Annotated in this window: 19 protein-coding genes; 11 read left to right on the top strand and 8 right to left on the bottom strand. The window is 65.1% G+C overall.

Annotated elements, in window-relative coordinates; translation table 11 throughout:
• Positions 1-216 precede the first annotated feature (216 nt).
• The 10 genes from FVF75_RS11665 to FVF75_RS11620 all read left to right on the top strand — a co-directional run bounded on the left by FVF75_RS11665 (position 217) and on the right by FVF75_RS11620 (position 10,849).
• A complete protein-coding gene (locus FVF75_RS11665; RefSeq protein ID WP_166131208.1) occupies positions 217-513 on the top strand; it encodes a hypothetical protein in 297 nt (98 codons plus the stop codon).
• A 1-nt stretch (position 514) separates the two neighbouring features.
• Positions 515-2,764 carry a NosR/NirI family protein gene (locus tag FVF75_RS11660; protein WP_148378150.1) on the top strand — a complete coding sequence of 750 codons (2,250 nt, stop codon included), beginning with the start codon at positions 515-517 and terminating at the stop codon, positions 2,762-2,764.
• A gap of 1 nt (position 2,765) precedes the next feature.
• Positions 2,766-4,700: a TAT-dependent nitrous-oxide reductase gene (gene nosZ / locus FVF75_RS11655; protein ID WP_148378149.1), complete on the top strand. Its 1,935-nt coding sequence runs from the start codon at positions 2,766-2,768 to the stop codon at positions 4,698-4,700.
• 35 nt (positions 4,701-4,735) lie between these two features.
• On the top strand, positions 4,736-6,031 hold the full coding sequence (locus FVF75_RS11650; protein ID WP_246138068.1) for a nitrous oxide reductase family maturation protein NosD: 1,296 nt from the start codon (positions 4,736-4,738) through the stop codon (positions 6,029-6,031).
• Entirely contained in the window at positions 6,000-6,893 is an 894-nt protein-coding gene (locus FVF75_RS11645; RefSeq protein ID WP_187393051.1) for an ABC transporter ATP-binding protein, read from the top strand. The genes FVF75_RS11650 and FVF75_RS11645 overlap by 32 nt, the downstream gene beginning before the upstream one ends.
• Complete coding sequence (locus tag FVF75_RS11640; protein WP_148378147.1) at positions 6,890-7,714, top strand: ABC transporter permease; 825 nt, start codon at positions 6,890-6,892, stop codon at positions 7,712-7,714. Before FVF75_RS11645 ends, FVF75_RS11640 begins: the two co-directional genes overlap by 4 nt.
• A complete protein-coding gene (locus FVF75_RS11635; protein ID WP_148378146.1) occupies positions 7,714-8,286 on the top strand; it encodes a nitrous oxide reductase accessory protein NosL in 573 nt (190 codons plus the stop codon). Before FVF75_RS11640 ends, FVF75_RS11635 begins: the two co-directional genes overlap by 1 nt.
• Position 8,287: 1 nt before the next feature.
• Positions 8,288-9,205, top strand: a complete 918-nt coding sequence (locus FVF75_RS11630; protein ID WP_246138067.1) for an FAD:protein FMN transferase — start codon at positions 8,288-8,290, stop codon at positions 9,203-9,205.
• Positions 9,206-9,323: 118 nt separating this feature from the next.
• Positions 9,324-10,172 carry a fumarylacetoacetate hydrolase family protein gene (locus tag FVF75_RS11625; protein ID WP_148378145.1) on the top strand — a complete coding sequence of 283 codons (849 nt, stop codon included), beginning with the start codon at positions 9,324-9,326 and terminating at the stop codon, positions 10,170-10,172.
• Positions 10,173-10,480: 308 nt separating this feature from the next.
• Positions 10,481-10,849: a hypothetical protein gene (locus FVF75_RS11620; RefSeq protein ID WP_148378144.1), complete on the top strand. Its 369-nt coding sequence runs from the start codon at positions 10,481-10,483 to the stop codon at positions 10,847-10,849.
• Positions 10,850-10,965: 116 nt separating this feature from the next.
• Here the strand turns inward: FVF75_RS11620 and FVF75_RS11615 are convergent, their stop codons facing one another.
• From FVF75_RS11615 to FVF75_RS11580, 8 genes are all read right to left on the bottom strand, one after another.
• On the bottom strand, positions 10,966-12,438 hold the full coding sequence (locus tag FVF75_RS11615; RefSeq protein WP_148378143.1) for a mannitol dehydrogenase family protein: 1,473 nt from the start codon (positions 12,436-12,438) through the stop codon (positions 10,966-10,968).
• Positions 12,439-12,477: 39 nt separating this feature from the next.
• Complete coding sequence (locus FVF75_RS11610; RefSeq protein ID WP_148378142.1) at positions 12,478-13,251, bottom strand: L-iditol 2-dehydrogenase; 774 nt, start codon at positions 13,249-13,251, stop codon at positions 12,478-12,480.
• Positions 13,248-14,252 (bottom strand): ABC transporter ATP-binding protein, encoded by a 1,005-nt coding sequence (locus FVF75_RS11605; RefSeq protein WP_148378141.1) that lies wholly within the window; start codon positions 14,250-14,252, stop codon positions 13,248-13,250. Before FVF75_RS11605 ends, FVF75_RS11610 begins: the two co-directional genes overlap by 4 nt.
• A 45-nt stretch (positions 14,253-14,297) precedes the next feature.
• Complete coding sequence (locus FVF75_RS11600) at positions 14,298-15,128, bottom strand: carbohydrate ABC transporter permease (protein WP_148378140.1); 831 nt, start codon at positions 15,126-15,128, stop codon at positions 14,298-14,300.
• A gap of 12 nt (positions 15,129-15,140) precedes the next feature.
• Complete coding sequence (locus FVF75_RS11595; RefSeq protein WP_148378139.1) at positions 15,141-16,007, bottom strand: carbohydrate ABC transporter permease; 867 nt, start codon at positions 16,005-16,007, stop codon at positions 15,141-15,143.
• A 117-nt stretch (positions 16,008-16,124) separates the two neighbouring features.
• Positions 16,125-17,441: an ABC transporter substrate-binding protein gene (locus FVF75_RS11590; RefSeq protein ID WP_222861222.1), complete on the bottom strand. Its 1,317-nt coding sequence runs from the start codon at positions 17,439-17,441 to the stop codon at positions 16,125-16,127.
• 109 nt (positions 17,442-17,550) lie between these two features.
• Positions 17,551-18,588 (bottom strand): LacI family DNA-binding transcriptional regulator, encoded by a 1,038-nt coding sequence (locus FVF75_RS11585; RefSeq protein WP_246138066.1) that lies wholly within the window; start codon positions 18,586-18,588, stop codon positions 17,551-17,553.
• 189 nt (positions 18,589-18,777) lie between these two features.
• Complete coding sequence (locus FVF75_RS11580) at positions 18,778-20,163, bottom strand: MBL fold metallo-hydrolase (protein ID WP_148378138.1); 1,386 nt, start codon at positions 20,161-20,163, stop codon at positions 18,778-18,780.
• 324 nt (positions 20,164-20,487) lie between these two features.
• Here FVF75_RS11580 and FVF75_RS11575 point away from each other — a divergent pair, with 324 nt between their 5' ends.
• The gene (locus FVF75_RS11575; protein WP_148378137.1) at positions 20,488-21,744 is read left to right on the top strand and encodes an efflux RND transporter periplasmic adaptor subunit; all 1,257 of its coding nucleotides are present in this window, start codon (positions 20,488-20,490) and stop codon (positions 21,742-21,744) included.

The following is a 21,744-nucleotide window of genomic DNA, read 5'->3' as shown; positions in this document are numbered from 1 at the left end:
CGCGAAATTGCGAAGGTGCCGTGACGGGCTGTCGCGGGTCGGGTGCGACAAATGCTGCCGGTGCGAACAATCCTCGGTGAACCTTGACCTAGATCAAGATGGCGCCTGCCCGAGTTTGCCATACCGCCGGGCATGAGACGCGCAATCCTACCTGTCCTGACCTGCATCATGGTCCTCAGCCTGGCGACAAGTGCCTGGGCGGGCTCTGTATTGCGCATGAGTCATGCCCTCGCGTCCATCGGCATGATCGAACTGGTGATCTGCGGCACCGATGGCGCCGAGACCATCGCGCTCGATCGCGACGGCAACCGGATCGACCCGTCCGACGCCGAGGATTGTGGTCATTGTTCCGATTGCCTGTTAACCCCGATGGACAGCCTGCCCGAAATGGCCGGCCATGACATCCCCAGCAACCTGTTGCCGGTCAGAAACAGCGTGAGCGTGGCGCAAGGTGCCGCGCAGACCGTGGCGCGCGCCCGTGCGCGCGGCCCCCCGGCAGAAACCGAGAGTTGATATGCGTTCCCCGAATCTCCTCCATTCGTCGCGCAGCCCGGTCCTGACCTTCCTGGTCGCCGCATTCGCCCTGATCCTCGGGCTATGCGCTCCGGCAAGCGCCCAGACCAGCACATCGGTGCTGGCCGGCTTCCTGCCTCAGATCTCGCCGGACACCATCGCCGAAGGCGCAGATGGCTTCGGTCCGGTCCGCACCGATGTGCCGGTGGCGCCGCTTCTGAAGGATGGCGAGGAGATCGGCTATGTCTTCATCACCTCGGACTTCGTTGGCACGACCGGCTATTCCGGCAAGCCGATTCACACCATGGTGGCGGTCGACCACGAGGCCCGCATCCTTGGCGTCGAACTGGTCAAGCATTCCGAACCGATCGTCCTGATCGGCATTCCCGATTCGAAGATCCAGGCGATGGCCAACGACTATGTCGGGCTGGATCTGGTCGCCGAGGCCGCCGCCGGCGGCTCGGGCCATGACCTCAACATCATCGCGGGCGCCACCGTCACGGTGATGGTGATCGACGACAGCATCGTGCGCTCGGGCCTCAAGGTGGCGCGGGCGCTCGGTCTCGGCGGGCTGGTCGCCCAGGCCGCGCCGACCGGCCCGGTGCGCGAGGTCAACCCGGAGGCCGAGGCGCCCGGCGACTGGATGACGATGGAGGGCGACGGCACCCTGCGGCGCCTGTCGCTGGATGTCGGCCAGATCAACGCGGCCTTCGAGGCGCTGGGCGATCCGCGCGCCACCGCGCGGGCCCTGACCGAACCGCCCGAGACCGTGTTCATCGACATGCAGACCGCGCTGGTCAGCGTGCCGGGCATCGGACGCAACCTGCTGGGCGAGGCGGAATACGCCAACCTCGAAAGCTGGCTGGAGCCGGGCGAACACGCGATCATGGTGGTCGGGCGCGGGCTCTATTCCTTCAAGGGTTCGGGCTATGTGCGCGGCGGTATCTTCGACCGGATCGTGCTGATCCAGGACGACCTGTCGGTGCGCTTCCGCGACCGGGGCCACCGCCGCATGGGGCCGATCGCCGCCGAGGGTGCGCCTGACTACGTCGAGCGTGACCTGTTCAAGATCCCGGCCGATGTCGGCTTCGACCCGACCAAACCGTTCCGCATCCAGCTTCTGGTGCACCGTGATGTGGCGGCGATCGAAAAGGTCTTCACCACCTTCGATCTCGGCTACCAGCTGCCGCAGAAATACACCCGCACCGTGACGCCCGCGCCGGCCGACCCGGCGGCGGTGGCTGCTGCGGCAGGGTCAGAGGCCGAAATCGAGCAGGCCGCGCAGAGCGCGTTGTGGAAGCGGATCTGGGAGGACAAGACGCCCGAGATCATCGGCCTGGCGCTGATGCTGCTGGTCCTGACGGCGGCGTTCTTCTTCCAGATGTTCCTGACCAAATCGGAGCGCGTCACCTACTGGTTCCGCATGTCGTTCCTGACCGTGACGCTGGTGTTCCTTGGCTGGTATGCCAACGCCCAGCTTTCGGTCGTGAACCTGATGGCGCTGTTCGGCTCGCTGACCTCGGGCTTTTCCTGGCAGGCCTTCCTGCTCGACCCCTTGACCTTCATCTTGTGGTTCTCGGTGGCGGCGGCGTTGATCTTCTGGGGGCGGGGAGCCTATTGCGGCTGGCTGTGTCCGTTCGGTGCCCTTCAGGAACTGACCAACCAGATCGGGCGCAAGCTGCGCATCCCGCAATGGACCCTTCCCTGGGGCCTGCATGAGCGCCTGTGGCCGATCAAATACATGATCTTCCTGGGGCTGTTCGGCGTCTCGCTCTACTCGATCGAACAAGCCGAGCACCTGGCCGAGGTCGAGCCGTTCAAGACCGCGATCGTTCTGAAGTTCATGCGCGCCTGGCCGTTCGTGGCCTATGCCGTGGCGCTGCTGGTCGCGGGGCTCTTCGTCGAGCGGTTCTACTGCCGCTACCTCTGCCCGCTGGGCGCCGCGCTGGCGATCCCGGCCCGGCTGAGGATGTTCAACTGGCTCAAGCGTTACAAGGAATGCGGCAACCCGTGCCACCGCTGCGCCAACGAATGCTTCGTGCAGGCCATTCACCCGACCGGTGAGATCAACCCCAATGAATGCCTCAACTGCATGCATTGCCAGGTGCTCTACCAGTCGGAAACCAAATGCCCCGTCGTGATCCGCCAGGTCAAGCGGCGCGCGTCCGTGGGTTCCCCCGATCTGCCCCCCCGTCTCAAGGGGCAGCTCGAAAACCATCCCAACAAGTCAGACCACACGAAAGGAAAGTGACATGACTGATGTTTCGAAAACCGGCCTGAGCCGTCGCGGCTTCATGGGCGCGACAGCGACAGGTGCGGCCGTTCTGGGCGGTGCCAGCGGGCGCCTTGGCCTGATGGGCGGCGCGGCTGCGATCACCGCGGCCAGCACCACCGCCGCACGCGCGCAGGATACCCACGCGGCGCTGCCCGGGCCCGGCGAGCTCGATGAGTATTACGGCTTCTGGTCCTCGGGCCAGACCGGCGAGATGCGCATTCTCGGCATCCCGTCGATGCGCGAATTCATGCGCGTGCCGGTGTTCAACCGCTGCTCGGCGACCGGCTGGGGCCAGACCAACGAAAGCCTCAAGGTTCTGACCGAGAACATGCTGCCCGCGACCAAGGCCTATCTCGAGGCCAACGGCAAGAAGGTCCACGACAACGGCGACCTGCACCACGTCCACATGTCCTTCACCGAAGGGCGTTATGACGGCCGGTTCCTGTTCATGAACGACAAGGCCAACACGCGCGTCGCGCGGGTGCGCTGCGACGTGATGAAGTGCGACAAGATCCTCGAGATCCCGAACGCCAAGGCGATCCACGGTCTGCGCCCGCAAAAATGGCCGCGCACCAACTACGTCTTTGCCAACGGCGAAGACGAGACGCCGATGGTCAACGATGGCTCGGTGCTGGATGAGCCGGAGAAGTACGTCAACTTCTACTCGGCCATCAACGCCGACGACATGACGATGGCCTGGCAGGTGATGGTCTCGGGTAACCTCGACAACACCGACTGCGACTATGACGGCAAATACGCCTTCTCGACCTCCTACAACTCGGAAATGGGCATGAACCTGGCCGAGATGATGGAAGCCGAGATGGACCACGTCGTCGTGTTCAACATCGCGGAAATCGAGAAAGGCATCGAAGCCGGCGACTACATCGAGCTGAACGGTGTCAAGGTGATCGACGGGCGCAAGGGTCAGAACAAGAACTACACCCGCTACATCCCGATCCCCAACAGCCCGCACGGCTGCAACATGGCGCCGGACCGCAAGCACCTGTGCATCAACGGCAAGCTGTCGCCGACGGTGTCGGTGATCGACGTCACCAAGCTCGACGCCCTGTTCTACGAAGACGCCGAGCCGCGGTCCGCGGTCGTCGCCGAGCCGGAACTGGGCCTTGGCCCGCTTCACACCTGCTTTGACGGCAAGGGCAACGCGTTCACGACCCTGTTCCTGGACAGCCAGGTCGTGCTGTGGAACATCGAGGACGCGATCCGCGCCCAGAACGGCGAGGATGTCGACCCGATCAAGGCCAAGCATGACGTGCACTACCAGCCCGGCCACAACTCGACCCCGATGGGCGAGACGCTGGACGCGAATGGTGACTGGTATCTGTCGATGAACAAGTTCTCGAAAGACCGCTTCCTGAACGTCGGGCCGCTCAAGCCCGAGAACGAGCAGTTGTTCAAGGTCAACGGCACCGAGATGGAGCTTGTGCACGACGGCCCGACCTTTGCCGAACCGCACGATTCGATCATCGTGCACCGTTCGCTGGTCAACCCCAAGTCGGTCTGGGACCGCAACGACCCCAGCTGGGCCGATACCCGTGCGCAGGCCGAAGCCGATGGCGTCGACCTTGACGACTGGCAGGACACGGTGATCCGCGACGGCAACAAGGTCCGGGTCTACATGACCAGCCAGGCGCCGCAGTTCTCGCTCGAGAGCTTCACCGTCAAGCAGGGCGATGAGGTCACGGTGATCGTCACCAACCTCGACGACATCGACGACCTGAGCCACGGTTTCACCATGGGCGACCATGGCGTCGCGATGGAGATCTCGCCGCAACAGACCGCGTCGGTGACCTTCGTGGCCGCCAAGGCCGGCGTCTACTGGTACTACTGCCAGTGGTTCTGCCACGCGCTGCACATGGAAATGCGCGGCCGTATGCTGGTGGAGCCGGCGTAATGACCTTGCCGCGCCCCCTTCTGGTTCTCGTCCTTATGCTCGCCGCGCTGCCTTTGCGCGCCGAACGGATCGACGTGGCCGCGGGGGGCGCGGCGCTTGTCCAGGCCATCGCCTCGGCGGTGGACGGGGATGAGCTGATCCTTGCACCGGGCCTGCATCAGGGCCCGGTGACCCTCGACAAGGCGCTGTCGCTGATCGGGGCCGAAGGCGCCCGGATCGACGGCGGTGGCGTGGGCAGCGTGATCACCGTCGATGTTCCCGACGTGGTGGTGCGCGGGCTGATCGTGACCGGCTCGGGCCGCTCGCACGAAACCATCGATTCCGGCATCAAGCTGACCAAGCGCGCCACTGGCGCACGGGTCGAAGACAACGACCTCTCGGACAACCTTTACGGCATCGACATCCACGGCGCGCGCGATGCGCTGGTGTCGGGCAACCGCATCGAAGGGCTTCGCCTTCGGCACATGAATTCACGCGGCAACGGCATCTATGTCTGGAACTCGCCCGGCGCGGTGGTCGAGAACAACGAGATCCGTTTTGGCCGCGACGGCATCTTCTCGAACACCTCCAAGCGCAACACCTATCGTGGCAACGTGATGCGCGACCTGCGGTTCGCGATTCACTACATGTATACCCACGACAGCGAGATCACCGACAACATCTCGATCGGCAATCACCTCGGGTTCGCCCTGATGTATTCCGACCGGATCGTCGCGCGCGACAACATCTCGATCAACGATCGCGATTACGGCGTGATGCTGAACTATACCAACCAGTCGGACATTTTCGGCAACCTCGTCACCGGCGACGCCGAAAAATGCACCTTCATCTACAACTCCCACCGCAACCTGCTGGCACAGAACCGGTTCGAGAACTGCGGCATCGGCATCCATTTCACCGCCGGGTCCGAGCGCAACACCATCACCGGCAACGCCTTCATCGGCAACCGCACCCAGGTGAAATACGTCGGCACCACCGATGTCGAGTGGAGCTATGAGGGTGCCGGCAACTTCTGGTCCGACCACCCCGCCTTCGACCTCGACGGCGACCAGCGCGCCGACAGCGCCTATCGCCCCAACGACCTGATGGACCACATCTTGTGGTCGCAACCCGCCGCCAAGCTGCTTCTGGGCGCGCCCGCCGTGCAGCTTGTGCGCTGGAGCCAGGCCAATTTCCCGGCCACCCTGCCGGGCGGCGTGGTCGACAGCCATCCGCTGATGGCCCCGGTCGCAATCGAGGTGCCGCAGTCCTACATGTCCCTCGCCAAGGTCACCCCGATCTGGCGGAACGAGCGAACAGATGACGATACTGACCCTCTCAAATCTCACTAAGCGATACGGTGCGCAGACGGCGCTGGATGCCGTCAGCCTGTCGATCGAACCTGGTGAGCGCATCGCCCTTCTGGGCCACAACGGCGCCGGCAAGTCGACGCTGATGAAGCTGGTGCTTGGCCTGATCGCCGCAGACGGCGGCCGGATCAAGGTCGGCGGCCATGCGCCCGGCAGCACCGGTGCGCGCGGGCTGACCGCCTACCTGCCGGAAAACGTGGCCTTTCACCCGGCCCTGACCGGGCGCGAGCAGATCCGCCACTACCTTCGCCTGCGCGGCGAGGATGCGGGGCGTGCCGACGAATTGCTGGCGCGGGTCGGGCTGGCGGATGCCGCCCGGCGCCGGATCGGCACCTATTCCAAGGGCATGCGCCAGCGCGTCGGGCTGGCCCAGGCGATCATCGGCGCGCCGCGCCTGATGGTGCTGGATGAGCCGACCAGCGGGCTGGACCCGATATCGCGGCGCGACTTCTACACCCTGCTCGACGAACTGGCAGCGGGCGGCACCGCGGTCTTGCTGTCGTCGCACGCCCTGACCGAGGTCGAGGCGCGCACCGACCGCATCGTGATCCTGTCGCAGGGCAAGATGGTCGCGACCGGCACGCTGCCCGATCTGCGCGCCAAGGCGGCGCTGCCGCTGGTGGTGCACCTGATGCCCGAGGCGGGGCAGGGCGAGGCGGTTAGTGCGGCCTTCCCCGAGGCCGAGATGAACGGCGTGGGCCTCAGCCTGACCACCCCGCAAGCCGAAAAGCTGGCGCTGGTCGCGCGCATCGCGGCGCTGGGGGGGAAAGTGTCGGATTTCGAGATCCTGCCGCCCAGCCTCGACGACATCTACACTCATTTCAGCCGGGAGGGCGCGCGATGATCCGCCGGATCCTGTCCACCGCGGGCATCGAGTTCCGCATCGCCCTGCGCAACCGCTGGGTCACCATCGCGGTGGTGATGATGGCGCTGTTCGCGCTGGTCCTGTCGGCTGCAGGCTCGGCCCCGACCGGGGCGCTGGGCGCCGACCGGCTGTCGGTCACGGTGGCCTCGCTGACCAGCCTGTCGGTCTATCTGGTGCCGCTGATCGCGCTGCTTATCAGCTTTGACGCCATCGCGGGCGAGGTCGAGCGCGGCACGCTGCCGTTGCTCATGACCTATCCGGTGACGCGCGGCGAGGTGCTCTTGGGCAAGCTCGCCGCGCAATTGGGCGTCGTCGCGCTGGCGGTGGTGCTGGGCTATGCGGTGGCCGCGGTCGCCGCCCTTGTCACCGACCCCGCGGCGGCCGAGGGGCTGCCCGCGCTGTGGCGGCTGATCTGGACCTCGACGTTGCTCGGCGCGTCCTTCCTGGCGCTGGGCCACGCCGCCTCCTGCCTTGCGCGCCGTCCGTCGGGTGCTGCGGGCATGGCGATCGGGCTGTGGCTGATCTTTGTCGTGCTTTATGACCTTGGCCTTCTGGTCGCGGTGGTCGGCGACGATGGTGGCGTCTTTACCAAGCAGGTCTTTCCCTGGCTCCTGGTCCTCAATCCGGCGGATGCGTTCCGCATCTACAATCTCGCCTCCTCCGACGCGGTCGGTGCGGCCACCGGGCTTGGCGGTGCGGCGGGCAGTATCGCGGCGTGGAAGCCCCTGTTGTCCTTGATCCTTTGGCCCGTCGGCGCGGCGCTTCTCGCCCGAGCCGCTTTCGGGAGGGTGCAGCCATGATGCGAAGAACGACACTCGCCATGGCGCTGGCCCTGATGGCGCTCGCCGCCTGCAAGGAAGAGGTCGCGGTTCTGCCCGACCCGGTGGAACTGACCCCCGAAGCAGCCGGGTATTACTGCCAGATGACGCTGTTGGAACATGAAGGGCCGAAAGGGCAGATCCACCTCGACGGGCTGCCCGCACCCTTGTTCTTCAGCCAGGTGCGTGACGCTGTGGCCTACCTGATGATGCCCGAACAAAGCCACGATGTCGTGGCCGTCTACGTGCAGGACATGGCGCGCGCCAAAAGCTGGGCCGCGCCCGGGCTCGACACCTGGGTGCCGGCGGCCGACGCGGTTTATGTCGTCGACAGCCGCAAACTGGGCGGCATGGGCGCGCCCGAGTTCGTGCCCTTTTCCGATGAGGGCGCCGCCCGCGCCTTCATCGCCGAACATGGCGGCGAGTTGCGCCAGTTCGCCGATTTCACCGCGGCCGACGTGCTTGCGCCGACCGGCCCCGCAGATGCCGAAGACGGCGCCGACGACGATGTCGCGGACCGCCTGAACGCCCTGACAGACCCCAAGGGAGACTGACATGCAAACCTTGACCCGCCGCCGTTTTCTGGCCGTGACCTCCGCCGCCTGCCTGATGAGCCAGGTCAGTGCGGCCCAAGCCTATCGCTGGCGCGGTGTCGCGCTGGGGGCGCAGGCCACGATCCTGCTCGACCACCCCGATGCCGAGGCCCTGACCGCCCGCGCGGTGGCCGAGATCGACCGGCTGGAAAACGTCTTCAGCCTCTACCGGACCCAGTCCGCGCTGATGCGTCTCAATGCGGAAGGCCGGCTGGATGCGCCCGATTTCGAACTGCTGGAATGCCTCAGCCTTGCCGGGCGGGTGCATGCCGCCACCGGCGGCGCGTTCGATCCGACGGTGCAACCGCTCTGGGCCGCGCATGCCGAGGCGCGTGCCGAGGGCCGCGCGCCCGATCCGGCGGCGCTGGCGCTGGCGGCGGCCAAGGTCGGATGGGACAAGCTCAGCTTTGATACCGACCAGATTCGGCTGGCCCCGGGGCAGGCGCTGACCCTGAACGGCATCGCCCAGGGCTACATCGCCGACAAGGTCGCCGACCTGTTCCGCGCCGAGGGTGTCAAGGACGTGCTGGTCGATACCGGAGAGATCGTGGCGATGGGGGATGCCAATGGCCAGACCGGCTGGCCGGTGTCGATCCGGGGCACCGATACCGCCCTGGCGCTGTCGGGCCGGGCGCTGGCGACTTCGGCGGTGATGGGCACGGTACTGGATGCCGAGGGCACGGTCGGCCACATCCTCGACCCGCGCAGCGGCGAGACCGCGCAAGGCGTCTGGGCGCAGGTCAGCGTCTCGGCGGATCGCGCGGCGGTGGCCGATGCGCTGTCGACCGGGCTGGTGGTGATGTCCAGTGCCGAGGCCGCCCGCGCCGCTGCCGCAGCCCTGCCCGGCGCGCGGATCGAAAGCCTGCTGACACGGGCGTAACCGGCGCTCTCCCAAGCCGTCGGGGCGGAAAATCGGGTTGCGCTGACAGGCGCAAAACCCGAACATGCGCCGACCCCGCCGATCCGGGCGGACAGGTATTGAGGAAGGACAGATCGCCATGAAACTCGCCCGCTACGGAGACCGCGCCGGTCCCAAGACGCCCTGCATCATCGACGCCGAGGGCATCGCCCGCGATGCCTCGTCCGTGGTGGCCGATTTCGGACCGGCGACGCTGTCGCCCGCGATGCTGGACAAGCTGCGCGCCACTGACCCCGCCAGCCTGCCCAAGGCCGATATCGAGGGCAAGCGCCGGGCCGCGCCGGTGGCGCAGCCGCGCAACATCTGGTGTATCGGGCTGAACTACTCGGACCATGCCGCCGAGACCGGGATGCCGATCCCCGAAGAGCCGATCCTGTTCACCAAGGCCTCGGGCACCTACTGCGGCCCGGATGACGACCTTCTCTATTCGCCCAGGATGACCAAGCTCGACTGGGAGGTCGAACTGGGCATCGTGATCGGCAAGCCCGCGCTCAACATCGGCAAGGACGAGGCGATGGACCACATCGCGGGCTTCGTGCTGGTCAACGATGTCTCCGAACGCGCCTGGCAGCAGGAACGCTCGGGCCAGTGGGTCAAGGGCAAGAGCTTTCCTAACTTCTGCCCGACCGGCCCGGTGCTGGTGACGCCGGACGAGATCGACGATGTCCAGGCGCTCGACATGTGGCTCGACGTGAACGGCGAGCGGATGCAGACCGGCTCGACCGCAACCATGGTCTTCGATGTGGTGACGCTGGTCAGCTACATGTCGGAATTCACCCGGCTGGAGCCGGGCGACCTGATCTGCACCGGCACGCCGCCGGGCGTGGGGCTGGGCATGAACCCGCAGAAATGGCTCGGCATCGGCGATACTGTGACGCTGGGCATCGACGGGCTGGGCGAACAGCGCCAGAAGGTTGTGGCGCTGTAGCACGGCGACGGGCGGTCTCAGGTGTCGCCGGCGCATGTGAGCCGCGATATCAGGCCGCTCGGTCGATGTGCCCGCCCCGCGGTCACGCGCTGAATCGCGAGGCGACGATCTGGTGGGGACGCATGCGTCAGCGCCTGTGATGGGAGAAGCCGGGTAGGGCCGGTTTCGCGTGCATCGGTTCTGCCTGGCGGGTGGCTCGGTCGCATCCCACGTCAGGTTCACCTGGTCCTTCGATCCGTTTGGTGATTTCGGAGAAAGACAGCGTCAACGAACGGGTTCCACGCGGCACGAGAAAGGAAAGCCACGCGATGCTGACTGCAGCCTACATCTACTGCGGCCTCATCTTCGGCGTCATCGGCTTTCAATTTGCCCTGATTTTCGGTGCGCCGTGGGGGCGCTTCACGCAAGGCGGGACGCACAATGGTGCCTTGCCGCGCCGGGGCCGTGTGATGGCAGCCGTTTCCGTGATCATCCTGGCCGCGATGGCGTTGGCAATCCTGTCGGCCGCCGGTCTTTGGCCCGAGTGGCCACGCTGGACCGGTTGGGTGGCGGTTGCCTTGAACGGTGTCGTCATGGGCCTCAACTGGGCGACGCCGTCGGCGGTGGAACGAAACCTCTGGGGTCCGATCACCAGCTTGATGTTTTTGCTGGCGCTCACGGTGATGCTCTACCGCTGATGGATGCGCCGGATTTGCGGGCGCATGTGACATTGCGGGACATTCACCCCCGGAGCGTGTTGGTTGCAACGCATCGCCGCATTACTCGACGAGATGTCGGGAAAACCGCGGCGACCTCATTTCGACAGATAGGCGCGCAGGGCCGCCTCTGCGCCGTCTCGCCAGATCATCGCGAGCCAGTCGTCGAACGCATCGGCAAAGCGCGCCGCCTGGCCAAGGTCGCCGTAGAAGCGCCGCTGCTCGAGCCAGGCGCGCGGGCGTTCGCGGGCGGTCCGTGCCGCCGCCTGCAGATCGCCCCAGGCCGGATCGTTGGGCGCGATGGCGGTGCCGTCCTCGCGCGTGCCCTCGCACATGCGCGCCCAGAACGCCTCGACCAGCGCGAGGCCCGCGACCGGTGTATCGGATTTCAGAGCGTCCCTGACGGTCGGCAGCACAAAGCCGGGGTGACGCGACGACCCGTCGAAGGCGACGCGGCGGGTCGTGTCGCGGATCTGCGGGTTGGCAAAGCGGCGGTCGATCAGGTCGACGTAATCCTGCGGCGTCATGTCGGGAACGGCGGTGACGTGGGGGGCGATTTCCTCCAGCTCCACCTTGCGGAAGTAGCCATGAATCAGCGGATGCGCCATGCAGTCGGCAATGGTCTCGACCGACAGGATCTCGCCCACGTTGGCTATGACCTGATGGCCGCCGTTGAGAAGGCGGATCTTCATGGTCTCGAAGCCGTGCACGTTGTCGGTGAAGGTGGCGCCTGCCTTGTCCCAATCCGGGCGACCGGCACAGAAGCGGTCCTCGATCACCCATTGCCGAAAGGGCTCATGCGTCACGGGCGCCGCGTCGGCCACGCCGAAATCGCGCGCCAGCGCCAGTTCCGAGGGGCCAGTGGCGGGCACGATGCAGTCGACCATCGAATTGGGAAAGGTGCAGTGCGTGTCGATCCAGTCGGCAAGCGCCGGGTCCGTGAGGCGCGCGAGGCCGACGACGGTCTGACGCAGGATATCGCCGTTGTTCTGAAGGTTGTCGCAGCTTTGGCAGGTGAACGGCCCATGCCCCTCGTCACGCCTGCGCCGCAGTGCCGCGACCATCGCCCCGAAGGCGCTCTGCGGTGTGTCGGGGTGGGCGGCGTCATGCACCATGTCGGCGTGTCCGGCATCGAAGCCACCGTCGCCGGTCTGGTAATAGCCGCCCTCGGTCACCGTCAGGGCGACGATGCGGATCGCGGGCATTGCCAGATGGGCGATCAGGGGGGCGTTGCCCTTCTCGACCGGCACGAAGCCGATCATCGAGCCGGTGACCTCGGCCGACCTGCCGCCGGACGGGTCGAGCGCGATGAGCGTGGTCAGGCAGTCCTGCGCCAGCAGCCTGTCGCGCTGGGCGGCGTCGGCGGGCCGCACGCCCGCGCCGAGGATCGCCCAGTCATGGGCCAGACCCGCATCCATCAGCCGGTGAAGATACCACGCCTGATGCGCGCGGTGAAAGTTGCCAAGGCCGATATGGACGATCCCGGGCGACAGCGCGCCCCGGTCATAGGACGGGACGCGCACATCGGCGGGAAGGTCTGACAGCGTGGCAAGCGAGAGGGGGGTGGCCATTGGGCCTCCTTCCGGGCAGGCGGAGCGACGCGGCAGCGGTCAGCTCATCCACTGGCCGCCGTCGACGTTGTAGGTTTGCGACAGGATGTAATCGGCCTCGGAGGAGGCCAGAAACACCGCCATGCCGGTCAGGTCGGCGGGAACGGCAAAGCGGCCCGCGGGCACGCCCGCCGCGACCTCGGCCTTCTTCTGGCCGGGCTTCTTGCCCTCGAGCCTGGCGAACATCGAGTCCACATGTTCCCAGTGCTCGCCGTCCACCACTCCGGGGGCGATGGCGTTGACGTTGATGCCGTGCTTGATCAGGTTCAGCCCGGCCGATTGCGTCATCGAGATGACCGCGGCCTTGGTCGAGCAATAGACCAGCACCAGCGGTTCGCCGCGCCGCCCGGCCTGCGAGGCCATGTTGATGATCTTGCCGCCGTGGCCCTGCGCGATCATCTGCTTCGCCGCCGCCTGCATGGTGAACAGCGTGCCCGCGACGTTGACGGCATAGAGCTTGTCATAGCTGGTGCGGGTGATGTCGACGGTCTCGGCGGCGTCAAAGAGGGCCGCGTTGTTGATCAGGATGTCGAGCTTGCCGGCACGATCCACGACGGATACGATCGCGGCGTCGATGCTGGTCTGGTCGGTGACGTCCAGATGCACGGCATAGGCATGCGGGCCCAATTCCTTCGCGGTGGCCTCTGCCGCCTCGAGGTTGATATCGGCGATGGCAACGCTCGCCCCTTCGGCGATGAAGCGTTCGGCAAAGCCCCGGCCGATGCCGCGGGCCGACCCGGTGATGAGGGCGGATTTGTCCTTGAGCCGTGTCATTCGATGCGCAACCCCTTTTCGTCAAAGCGATGTATCTTGTCAGCCTGCGGCGTCAGGTGGATCGTGTCGCCATGTCTGAGGCCGACCTCGCCACCGGCGCGCACGGTCATCGGTTCGCCCATCTCGGGGATGTGGACGTGAAAGAAGGTGTCGGAGCCAAGGTGCTCGGACACACCGACCTTGCCGATGAAGGTGCCACCCCCATCCACCACGTCGAGATGTTCGGGCCGGATGCCGATGGTCGCGGCGTCGTGCCGTTTTGCCGCTTCCCCACCCATCAGGTTCATCTTCGGGCTGCCGATGAACCCCGCGACGAAGGTGTTGCGCGGCGCGTGATAGAGCTCGAGCGGCGATCCGACCTGCTCGATATGACCCGCGCGCAGCACCACGATCTTGTCGGCCATGGTCATCGCCTCGACCTGATCATGGGTGACATAGATCATCGTCGTGTCCAGACGCTTGTGCAGTTCGCTGATCTCGAGCCGCATGCCGACACGCAGGGCGGCGTCGAGGTTCGAGAGCGGTTCGTCGAACAGGAACGCTGCCGGCTCGCGCACGATGGCGCGGCCGATGGCGACGCGCTGGCGCTGGCCGCCGGACAACTGGCCCGGGCGGCGGTCGAGATAGTCGGTGAGGTTCAGGGCCTCGGCGGCCTTTGCGATGCGGCGGTCCTGCTCGGCCTTGTCCATGCCTGCCATCTTCATCGGAAAGGCAATGTTCTTGCGCACCGACATGTGCGGATAAAGCGCGTAGCTTTGAAACACCATCGCCAGACCGCGCTTGGCCGGGGGCAGGTCGGTGGCGGGCTTGCCGTCAATGCGGATTTCCCCGCCCGTCACATCCTCGAGCCCCGCGATCAGGCGCAGCAGCGTGGACTTGCCGCAACCCGAGGGGCCGACGAAGACCACGAATTCGCCATCCTCAACGGTCAGGTCCAAGGGCGGGATGACTTCGACGTCACCGAACTTCTTTTGTACTTTGTCGAGTGTGATACGTCCCATGGTGGTCTCCTTTTGCTGCCCTACCGCTTGCGCCGCTTGAGGTCGTTATTTGACCGCGCCGAAGGTCAGGCCCCGGACGAGTTGTTTCTGGCTGAACCAGCCCATGATCAGGATCGGCGCGATCGCCATGATCGAGGCGGCGCTGAGTTTCGCGTAGAACAGGCCCTCGGGCGCCGAGAAGCTGGCGATGAACTTGGTCAGCGGGGCGGCGTTCACGGTGGTCAGAAGGATGGTCCAGAACGCCTCGTTCCAGGCCAGGATGATGTTGAGCAGGATGGTCGAGGCGATGCCCGGCACCGCCATCGGGGTCAGCACATAGATGATCTCGTTCTTCAGGCTGGCCCCGTCCATCCGCGCGGCCTCGAGGATCTCGCCGGGGATCTCGCGAAAGTAGGTGTAGAGCATCCAGACGATGATCGGCAGGTTGATCAGCATCAGGATCACCACCAGCAGGATGCGGCTGTCCATGACGCCGAAGTATTTGGCGATCAGCACCAGCGGATAGAGCACGCCGACCGCAGGCAGCATCTTGGTCGACAGCATCCACAAGAGCACGTCTTTGGTCCGCTTGCCGGGCACAAAGGCCATCGCCCAGGCCGCGGGCACCGCGATCAGGATGCCGAGCAGGGTCGACCCCACGGCGATGACGATCGAGTTGGTCAGCGCCAGCGGGTAGTTCGAGCGCGCCAGGACGGCGGAATAGTTCTCGGTCGTCCAGTCGAAGATGAACCAGACGGGCGGGTCCGAGATCGCCGTGGCCTCGGACTTGAAGCTGGTCAGGAAGGTCCACATGATCGGAAAAAAGATCAGAAGCCCGATACCCCAGGCCAGGGCGGTCCACATGATCTTCTTGCGGGGAGTGATTGCGCGTGCCATGTCCGGGCCCCTTCAGTTGTCGAGGTTCTTGCCGACGATGCGCATCAGGAAGATGGCAACGATATTGGCAAGGATGACGGCGATGATCCCCCCGGCAGAGCCGAGGCCGATGTTCTGGCTTTCCAGCACGCGCTGGTAGACGAGGTAGGTCAGCGTGCGGGTGCCGAAGGCGCCGTTGGTGGTGACGAAGATCTCGGCGAAGATCGACAGCAGGAAGATCGTCTGGATCAGGATCACCACGGTGATCGCGCGGCTCAGATGCGGCAGGATGATGTGCCAGAAGCGCGACAGCGGCGATGCGCCGTCCATTTCCGCGGCCTCGATCTGTTCGCTCGACAGCGACTGCACCGCGGTCAGCAGGATCAGCGTCGCGAAGGGCAGCCATTGCCAGGCGACGATGACGATGATCGACAAAAGCGGCGCTTGCGACAGGAAATCATAGGGCTGCGCGCCAAAGAACTTGAACAGGTAGGAAAACAGCCCGTTATCGACGTTGAAGAACATGTTCTTCCACACCAGCGCCGACACGGTCGGCATGACGAAGAACGGCCCGATCACCAGGATGCGCACGATCCCCTGTCCGAACATCGGCTGGTCCAGCAGCAGCGCCAGCATCACGCCGCCGCCAATGGTGATGACGAGGATGCCCGCCACCATCTGCAAGGTGGTGACGACCGAACTCAGGAACGACGAGGATGTCAGGAAAGACACGTAATTGTCGAACCCGATCCAGGCGTCGAAGGTCGCGCGCAACGGCCGGTAGTCTGCGAACGAAAAGTAGAGCGTCATGCACAGCGGCACCAGCATCCAGACCAGCAGCACGAAGACGGCTGGGGCGATCATGATGCGTGCCGATGACTTGGAATGTTCTGTCGCCATGACTGGCTCCTTCCGACAGAATGGTCAGGGTCTTGCGAAGACCGCGCGCGGCCTGCGGAAAGCCCCGAGGGGAGTGCCGGGGGCAGGCGGACCCGCCCCCGGCGCAAGACGCGCGGCTCAGTAGCCCGCGGCTTCCATTTCTTCGGTGGTCAACTCCTGTGCCGCGTTCAGGGCCTCGTCGGCGCTGCGGTTTCCGGCGAGCGCGTCGGAAAACAGTTGACCGACCTGGGTGGCGATGCCGGCGAACTCGGGGATCGCGACGAACTGGATGCCGGTATAGGGAACCTCCTGCACCGACGGGTTCTGCGGATCGGCCGAATTGATCGACTTCAGCGTCATCTCGGCAAAGGGCGCCGCATCCAGATAGGCCTGGTTCTCATAGAGCGAGGTGCGGGTGCCCGGCGGCACGTTGGCCCAGCCTTCGTTTTCGGCGACCAGCTCGGTATAGCCTTTGCCAGTGGCCCAGCTGATGAAGTCCTTCGCCACGTCGACCTTTTCGGAAGACGCCGGAATGGCCAGCGACCAGGCCCAGAGCCAGTTGCCGCGCTTGCCCAGACCGGTGTCGGGGGCCAGCGCAAAGCCGACCTTGTCGGCGACGGTGGAATCGGCGGGGTTGGTCACGAAGGAGGCCGCAACCGTGGCGTCGATCCACATGCCGCACTTGCCCTGCTGGAACAGCGTCAGGTTTTCGTTGAAGCCGTTGTTCGCGGCACCGGCGGGGCCGGATTCGTTCATCATGTCGAGATAGAAGGTCAGCGTTTCTTTCCACTCGGGGCTGTCGAACTGGGCGTTCCAGTCCATGTCGAACCAGCGCGCGCCGAACGAGTTGGCCATGGCGCTGAGGAAGGCCATGTTCTCGCCCCAACCGGCCTTGCCGCGGGCGCAAATCCCGTTGATGTCGTTATCGCGGTCGGTCATCGCGGCGGCGGCTTCGCGGATGAACTGCCAGGTCGGGGCCTCGGGCATCTCCAGTCCGGCCTTTTCCATCAGGTCGGTGCGATACATCACCATCGAGCTTTCGCCATAGAACGGCGCCGCATAGAGCGTGCCGTCGACCGTCAGGCCACCCCGGATCGCCGGCAGCAGGTCGTCGGCGTCCCAGTCCTCGGCCATGCCGTCGTTCAGCGACACCAGCCAGTCGTTGGCACCCCAGATCGGGGCTTCGTAGGTGCCGATCGTCATCACGTCGTATTGCCCGCCGCCGGTCGAGATGTCGGTGGTGACGTTCTGCCGCAGGACATTCTCTTCCAGAACGACCCAGTTGATCTTGTTGCCGGTTGCCTGTTCCCACTGCGGCGCGAGGCTCTGCATCCGCACCATGTCGCCGTTGTTGACCGTCGCAATGGTGATTTCCTCGGCCATCGCCGCCGATGCAAGGCCGACCATCAGGCCAAGCCCGACCGTCGTGCCGCGCAATATCTGCTTCGTGTTCATGATCGTCCTCCCGGAATTTTTTACACGTGTCAATTGTAGGGTCGGATTTTTGCGTGCGTCAACTTTTTATTTCAAAACGCGGCGCCGCTGCGCAGCAATCCGACGACTCTCAGGCGGATTCTCGAACTTTCAGCTCGCCGTCGATTAGCTTAATGAACTGATCTTCGGCATTATTTTCCGCGCGCAACTTTTCCAGAAGGCGGTCGACGGCAACCTGGCCGATCATCGCCACGTTCTGACCGACGGTCGTCAGGGGCGGCGTCGTGTAGGGGCAGAGCGGGTAGTCGTCATGCCCGGCGATTCGCAGTCCGCCCTTGCGCCGTGCCCCCGGTTCGAGCCCGTGCTTGGCCGCGGCCCGTAGCGCCCCGATGGCGACACGGTCGTTGGCGCACAGGATCGAGGATTCAAGCAATCGGCCCCTCGAGAACTGATCGTCCAGAACGGCCAGCCCATGCGCTTCGAAATGCCAGTCCGGGTGGATGGCCTCGGTCCCGATCACGACCGGCTCGAAGCCGAATTCCTCCATCCTGGCAATATAGGCGTTTTCGCGTTCCAACGCGTTGAAGTTGACGCGCGGCATGGCGAGAAACACCGGTGGGCTGCCTACACGGCACAGGTATTCTGTAATAATGCCAGTGCTTTGCACGTGATCCGTGCCAACGAAGTCGACATCGTTCAGGGGTTCCGGGCGCGAATCCAGCAGCACGAACGGCAACCTTGCGTTCAATCGCTCATAGATGTGCAGGTCGCTGTGATTGCCCAGCGGCGCAACGATCGCGCCGTCGACATTCATCGACAGGAAGGTCTCGGCGGCGCGTGACTCGATTTCCGGGTCGGAATGCGAGCATTGGGTGATGACGGTATAGCCCGCCTCCATTGCCGCCAGTTCGATCGCTTCCAGAAGGCGGGTGAAGAACAGGTCGTTGAGGTAGGGAATGATCACCCCGATCATGCCTGTCGACTTGCGGTTCATCCGCGTCGCAAAGAAATTCGGGGTATAGTCGACCTTCTCCAGCCCCCTCCTGATCCGCTCGATCGAGGATCGACTGACCTTGGCCGGGTCCTGAAAGTAACGCGACAGGGTAGGGCGGGACACGCCGATGGCGGCGGAAAGCTCTTCCATCGTGTGAATTTTCGGTTTCGTCATATCCTCCGGGCCCCAGATCTTTCACCAATCCGGAGGACGATATGGCAATTTCCCGGAAAAGTCTGCATCGAAAAATTTACGGGCGGAAAAAACGCTCCGAAACCTGACAAAAGAAACGGAAAAACCGCCGCTTGCGGCACGGTGCGCGGGGACGGCGCGCGCGTTTCCGGGCGGTCTGGCGAGCCTGGATCAGGAGACCACCCTGTAGCCCTGCGCCTGCCATGCGGCGAAGCTGCCGGGCACGTTGAACACGTTTTCGAACCCGGCGCGGTGCAGCAGGCTTGCGGCTATGCTGGCCCGAAAGCCGGTGTGACAGTAGGTGGCATAGGTCGCATCGCGCGCCAGACCGTCGATCTCGTCCTCGAACTGGCCGAGGAAGGCGTGACGCGCGTTCGGAATGTGGCCATCGTTCCATTCCTCGTCCTTGCGCACATCGAGCGGGCAGACCGCAGCCTTTTCCAGTTCCTGCACGGTCATCTGGCGGATATGGGCCATCGGGCGGCCGCTTTCCCGCCATGCCCCGATCCCGCCGGCAAGATAGCCCGCGAACCGCGTGAACCCGACGCGCCACAACAACTGCACCGCTTCGGCGACCTGGCCGTCATTCTCGGTCACAAGCGCGATGGGCTTTTCGGGGTCGAGCAGCCAGCCCGCCCAGACCGACAGTTCCGGCTGGAGGCCGATATTGATCGCACCGTCGATGAAACCGCCACCGAAGGCGAGCATGTCCCGCACATCCAGCACTTGTATCGCGCGATCCTGAACCAGGGCCTCGAACCTGCCCGGGGTCATGCCAGCGCACGCGGGCAGGCGCCGCAGGATGTCGGGGCCGGCCGCGTTGACCTTCTTGAGACGCGGGTAGTGCGTGGGCACCGGCGGCGCATCCCCGGTCATTTCCGCCTTGAAGGCGTCGGGCTCGGTGATCTGCACGTATTTGTTGTGCCGTCGTTCATAGCCGATGGTTGTGGACATGCGATCGCCGATATCCGGCCCGCAATCCGACCCGGCGCCGTGGCAGGGGTAGACGATGACCCCGTCAGGCATCTGCATGAAGGTGTCCTGCGTGGTGCGAAAGAGCGCCTCGGTCAGCTCGTCGGTCTTCTCGTCCCCGAGCAAGTCGGGTCGTCCGACCGAGTCGACGAAGAACGCGTCGCCACTCAGCACGCCCCACGGCGCATCGTTGCCCTTTTCATGGAGCAGGAAGGAAACGTGTTCGGGGGTGTGTCCAGGTGTGTGCCGCACGGTGAGGGTGAGGTCGCCGAAGCGGAAGGTGTCTCCGTCGCGAATGCTGCGGTGCTCGAAGCCGTATTCGGCTCCGCCCTCTGCGCTGACGCAAAGTTCCGCCGCCCCGTCGAGGCGGTCGACCAGTTCTCGCGCGCCGGACAGGAAATCTGCATGAATGTGCGTTTCGAACACATGCGTGATCACAAGGCCGAGCGCTCTGGCCCGCGCGATATAGACATCGCAGTCGGGCCGTGGGTCGACGACGGCAGCCGTGCCGCTGCCGGTGTCGCCCAGAAGATAGGAGCACTGGGCGACCCCTTCGGCAAGGATCTGTTCGAACCGCATGGTCATGGCGTCTTCCTCCGGTTTGATGTCGCACCGGTGCGGCGCGTCGCACCCGGTTTCAGGAGAAATGCGCAAGGGCCGTTTCGTGTTCCGAATTCGCAGTCGTGTCGAAGCCGTGGCAGCACGATGCGCCGCTGCATCGGAAACCGCTGACCAGGATAAAACCAGCAGGCGCTGTCGTTCGGAGTCTGTCCGGCGGGTCCGGTGATGGTCCAAACCCGTCCCGGGAAATACCCGGCCTCGAAACGGGCGGCAGAATGACTAGATGTAGCAATGCAATTGGCCCGTTTTCGCGTATTGATGCGGCAACAAGAATTCTGGAGCGTGACCATGGCCGACAAACGACGCGAAATCGAAGCCACGCTCGGCCTGAGTGCGTCCCGCTACAAGGTTTCGAAATGGATCTACCTGCTGGTGGCACTCGTCGTGGCGGGCGGTGGCCTTTACTGGTGGACGTCCGAGGCCGAAACGCGCCGGGCCGTGACCTTCGAGACCGAGAGCGTCAGCCGGGCCGACCTGGCGGTCACCGTTACCGCGACCGGCACGATCGAGCCGACCAACCTGGTCGAGATATCCTCGGAACTGTCGGGCACGATGAAGGACGTTCTGGTCGATTTCAACGACACCGTGACCGCGGGGCAGGTGCTGGCGCAACTCGACATGACCCAGCTCGAGGCGCAACTGGCGGTGCAGACCGCCTCGCATGCGATGGCGCAGGCCCAGGTCGCCAGCGCCGAGGCGAGCCTTCTTGAGGCCACGCTGAACTACGACACCGTCAAGCAACTGGGCGACCGCGGCATCACCACGCTGGCCAACCAGACCGCCGCTGAGGCCGGGTTGGCGCGTGCCAGGGCCGCGCTGGCCAGCGCCAACGCCAATCTGGATCTGGCGCAGGCGCAACTGGAGGCACAGCAGGCCGAACTGGCGAAAGCCTGCATCTGTTCGCCGATCAACGGCATGGTCCTGCGCCGCAATGTCGACGAAGGGCAGATCGTGGCGGCGGCGCTGTCCGCGCCGGTGCTGTTCACCATCGCCGAGGATCTGACGAAAATGGAACTTCACGTCGACGTGTCCGAGGCGGATATCGGCCGCATCGAGCCCGGCGATGACGCGACCTTTCGCGTCGATGCCTACGACGAACAGAGCTTTCCGGCGGTAATCTCGATGGTCCGCTTTGCCGCCGAAACGATAGACGGTCTGGTCACCTACAAGGCGATCCTGTCGATCGAAAACGAGGACTTGTTGTTGCGCCCCGGCATGACCGCGACGGCCGATATCATCGTGGCGAAATATTCGGATGTGCTTGTCGTTCCCAATGCGGCGCTGCGCTTTGCCCCGCCGCAGGTGGTCGAGGCGGCAGAGGAGGACGAGGCCGGCGGGGGTGGGCTTTTCGGCCTGCTCATGCCCTCCAGATCGGACGGGGACGACCGGGTGCGCTCGGAGCGGACGGTCTGGGTGCTGCGCGACGGCGAAGCCGTGGAGGTGCCCGTCGAGCGGGGCGACACCGATGGCCGGATGACGCATATCCTGTCGGGCGATATCGCCGAGGGCGATCTGGTGATCGTCGACCTGGTCGAGGGCGGCTGA

The sequence above is a fragment of the Maritimibacter fusiformis genome (assembly GCF_008086115.1).
Taxonomy (GTDB): Bacteria; Pseudomonadota; Alphaproteobacteria; order Rhodobacterales; family Rhodobacteraceae; genus Muriiphilus; species Muriiphilus fusiformis.
This window is presented reverse-complemented; position numbering and strand designations above follow the sequence as displayed.

Excerpts from the sequence above, each read along its gene's own strand:
- FVF75_RS11665 (WP_166131208.1), top strand. The coding sequence starts at position 217 with ATGAGTCATGCCCTCGCGTCCATCGGCATGATCGAACTGGTGATCTGC.
- FVF75_RS11660 (WP_148378150.1), top strand. The coding sequence starts at position 515 with ATGCGTTCCCCGAATCTCCTCCATTCGTCGCGCAGCCCGGTCCTGACC.
- nosZ (WP_148378149.1), top strand. The coding sequence starts at position 2,766 with ATGACTGATGTTTCGAAAACCGGCCTGAGCCGTCGCGGCTTCATGGGC.
- FVF75_RS11650 (WP_246138068.1), top strand. The coding sequence starts at position 4,736 with ATGCTCGCCGCGCTGCCTTTGCGCGCCGAACGGATCGACGTGGCCGCG.
- FVF75_RS11645 (WP_187393051.1), top strand. The coding sequence starts at position 6,000 with ATGACGATACTGACCCTCTCAAATCTCACTAAGCGATACGGTGCGCAG.
- FVF75_RS11640 (WP_148378147.1), top strand. The coding sequence starts at position 6,890 with ATGATCCGCCGGATCCTGTCCACCGCGGGCATCGAGTTCCGCATCGCC.
- FVF75_RS11635 (WP_148378146.1), top strand. The coding sequence starts at position 7,714 with ATGCGAAGAACGACACTCGCCATGGCGCTGGCCCTGATGGCGCTCGCC.
- FVF75_RS11630 (WP_246138067.1), top strand. The coding sequence starts at position 8,288 with ATGCAAACCTTGACCCGCCGCCGTTTTCTGGCCGTGACCTCCGCCGCC.
- FVF75_RS11625 (WP_148378145.1), top strand. The coding sequence starts at position 9,324 with ATGAAACTCGCCCGCTACGGAGACCGCGCCGGTCCCAAGACGCCCTGC.
- FVF75_RS11620 (WP_148378144.1), top strand. The coding sequence starts at position 10,481 with ATGCTGACTGCAGCCTACATCTACTGCGGCCTCATCTTCGGCGTCATC.
- FVF75_RS11615 (WP_148378143.1), bottom strand. The coding sequence starts at position 12,438 with ATGGCCACCCCCCTCTCGCTTGCCACGCTGTCAGACCTTCCCGCCGAT.
- FVF75_RS11610 (WP_148378142.1), bottom strand. The coding sequence starts at position 13,251 with ATGACACGGCTCAAGGACAAATCCGCCCTCATCACCGGGTCGGCCCGC.
- FVF75_RS11605 (WP_148378141.1), bottom strand. The coding sequence starts at position 14,252 with ATGGGACGTATCACACTCGACAAAGTACAAAAGAAGTTCGGTGACGTC.
- FVF75_RS11600 (WP_148378140.1), bottom strand. The coding sequence starts at position 15,128 with ATGGCACGCGCAATCACTCCCCGCAAGAAGATCATGTGGACCGCCCTG.
- FVF75_RS11595 (WP_148378139.1), bottom strand. The coding sequence starts at position 16,007 with ATGGCGACAGAACATTCCAAGTCATCGGCACGCATCATGATCGCCCCA.
- FVF75_RS11590 (WP_222861222.1), bottom strand. The coding sequence starts at position 17,441 with ATGAACACGAAGCAGATATTGCGCGGCACGACGGTCGGGCTTGGCCTG.
- FVF75_RS11585 (WP_246138066.1), bottom strand. The coding sequence starts at position 18,588 with ATGACGAAACCGAAAATTCACACGATGGAAGAGCTTTCCGCCGCCATC.
- FVF75_RS11580 (WP_148378138.1), bottom strand. The coding sequence starts at position 20,163 with ATGACCATGCGGTTCGAACAGATCCTTGCCGAAGGGGTCGCCCAGTGC.
- FVF75_RS11575 (WP_148378137.1), top strand. The coding sequence starts at position 20,488 with ATGGCCGACAAACGACGCGAAATCGAAGCCACGCTCGGCCTGAGTGCG.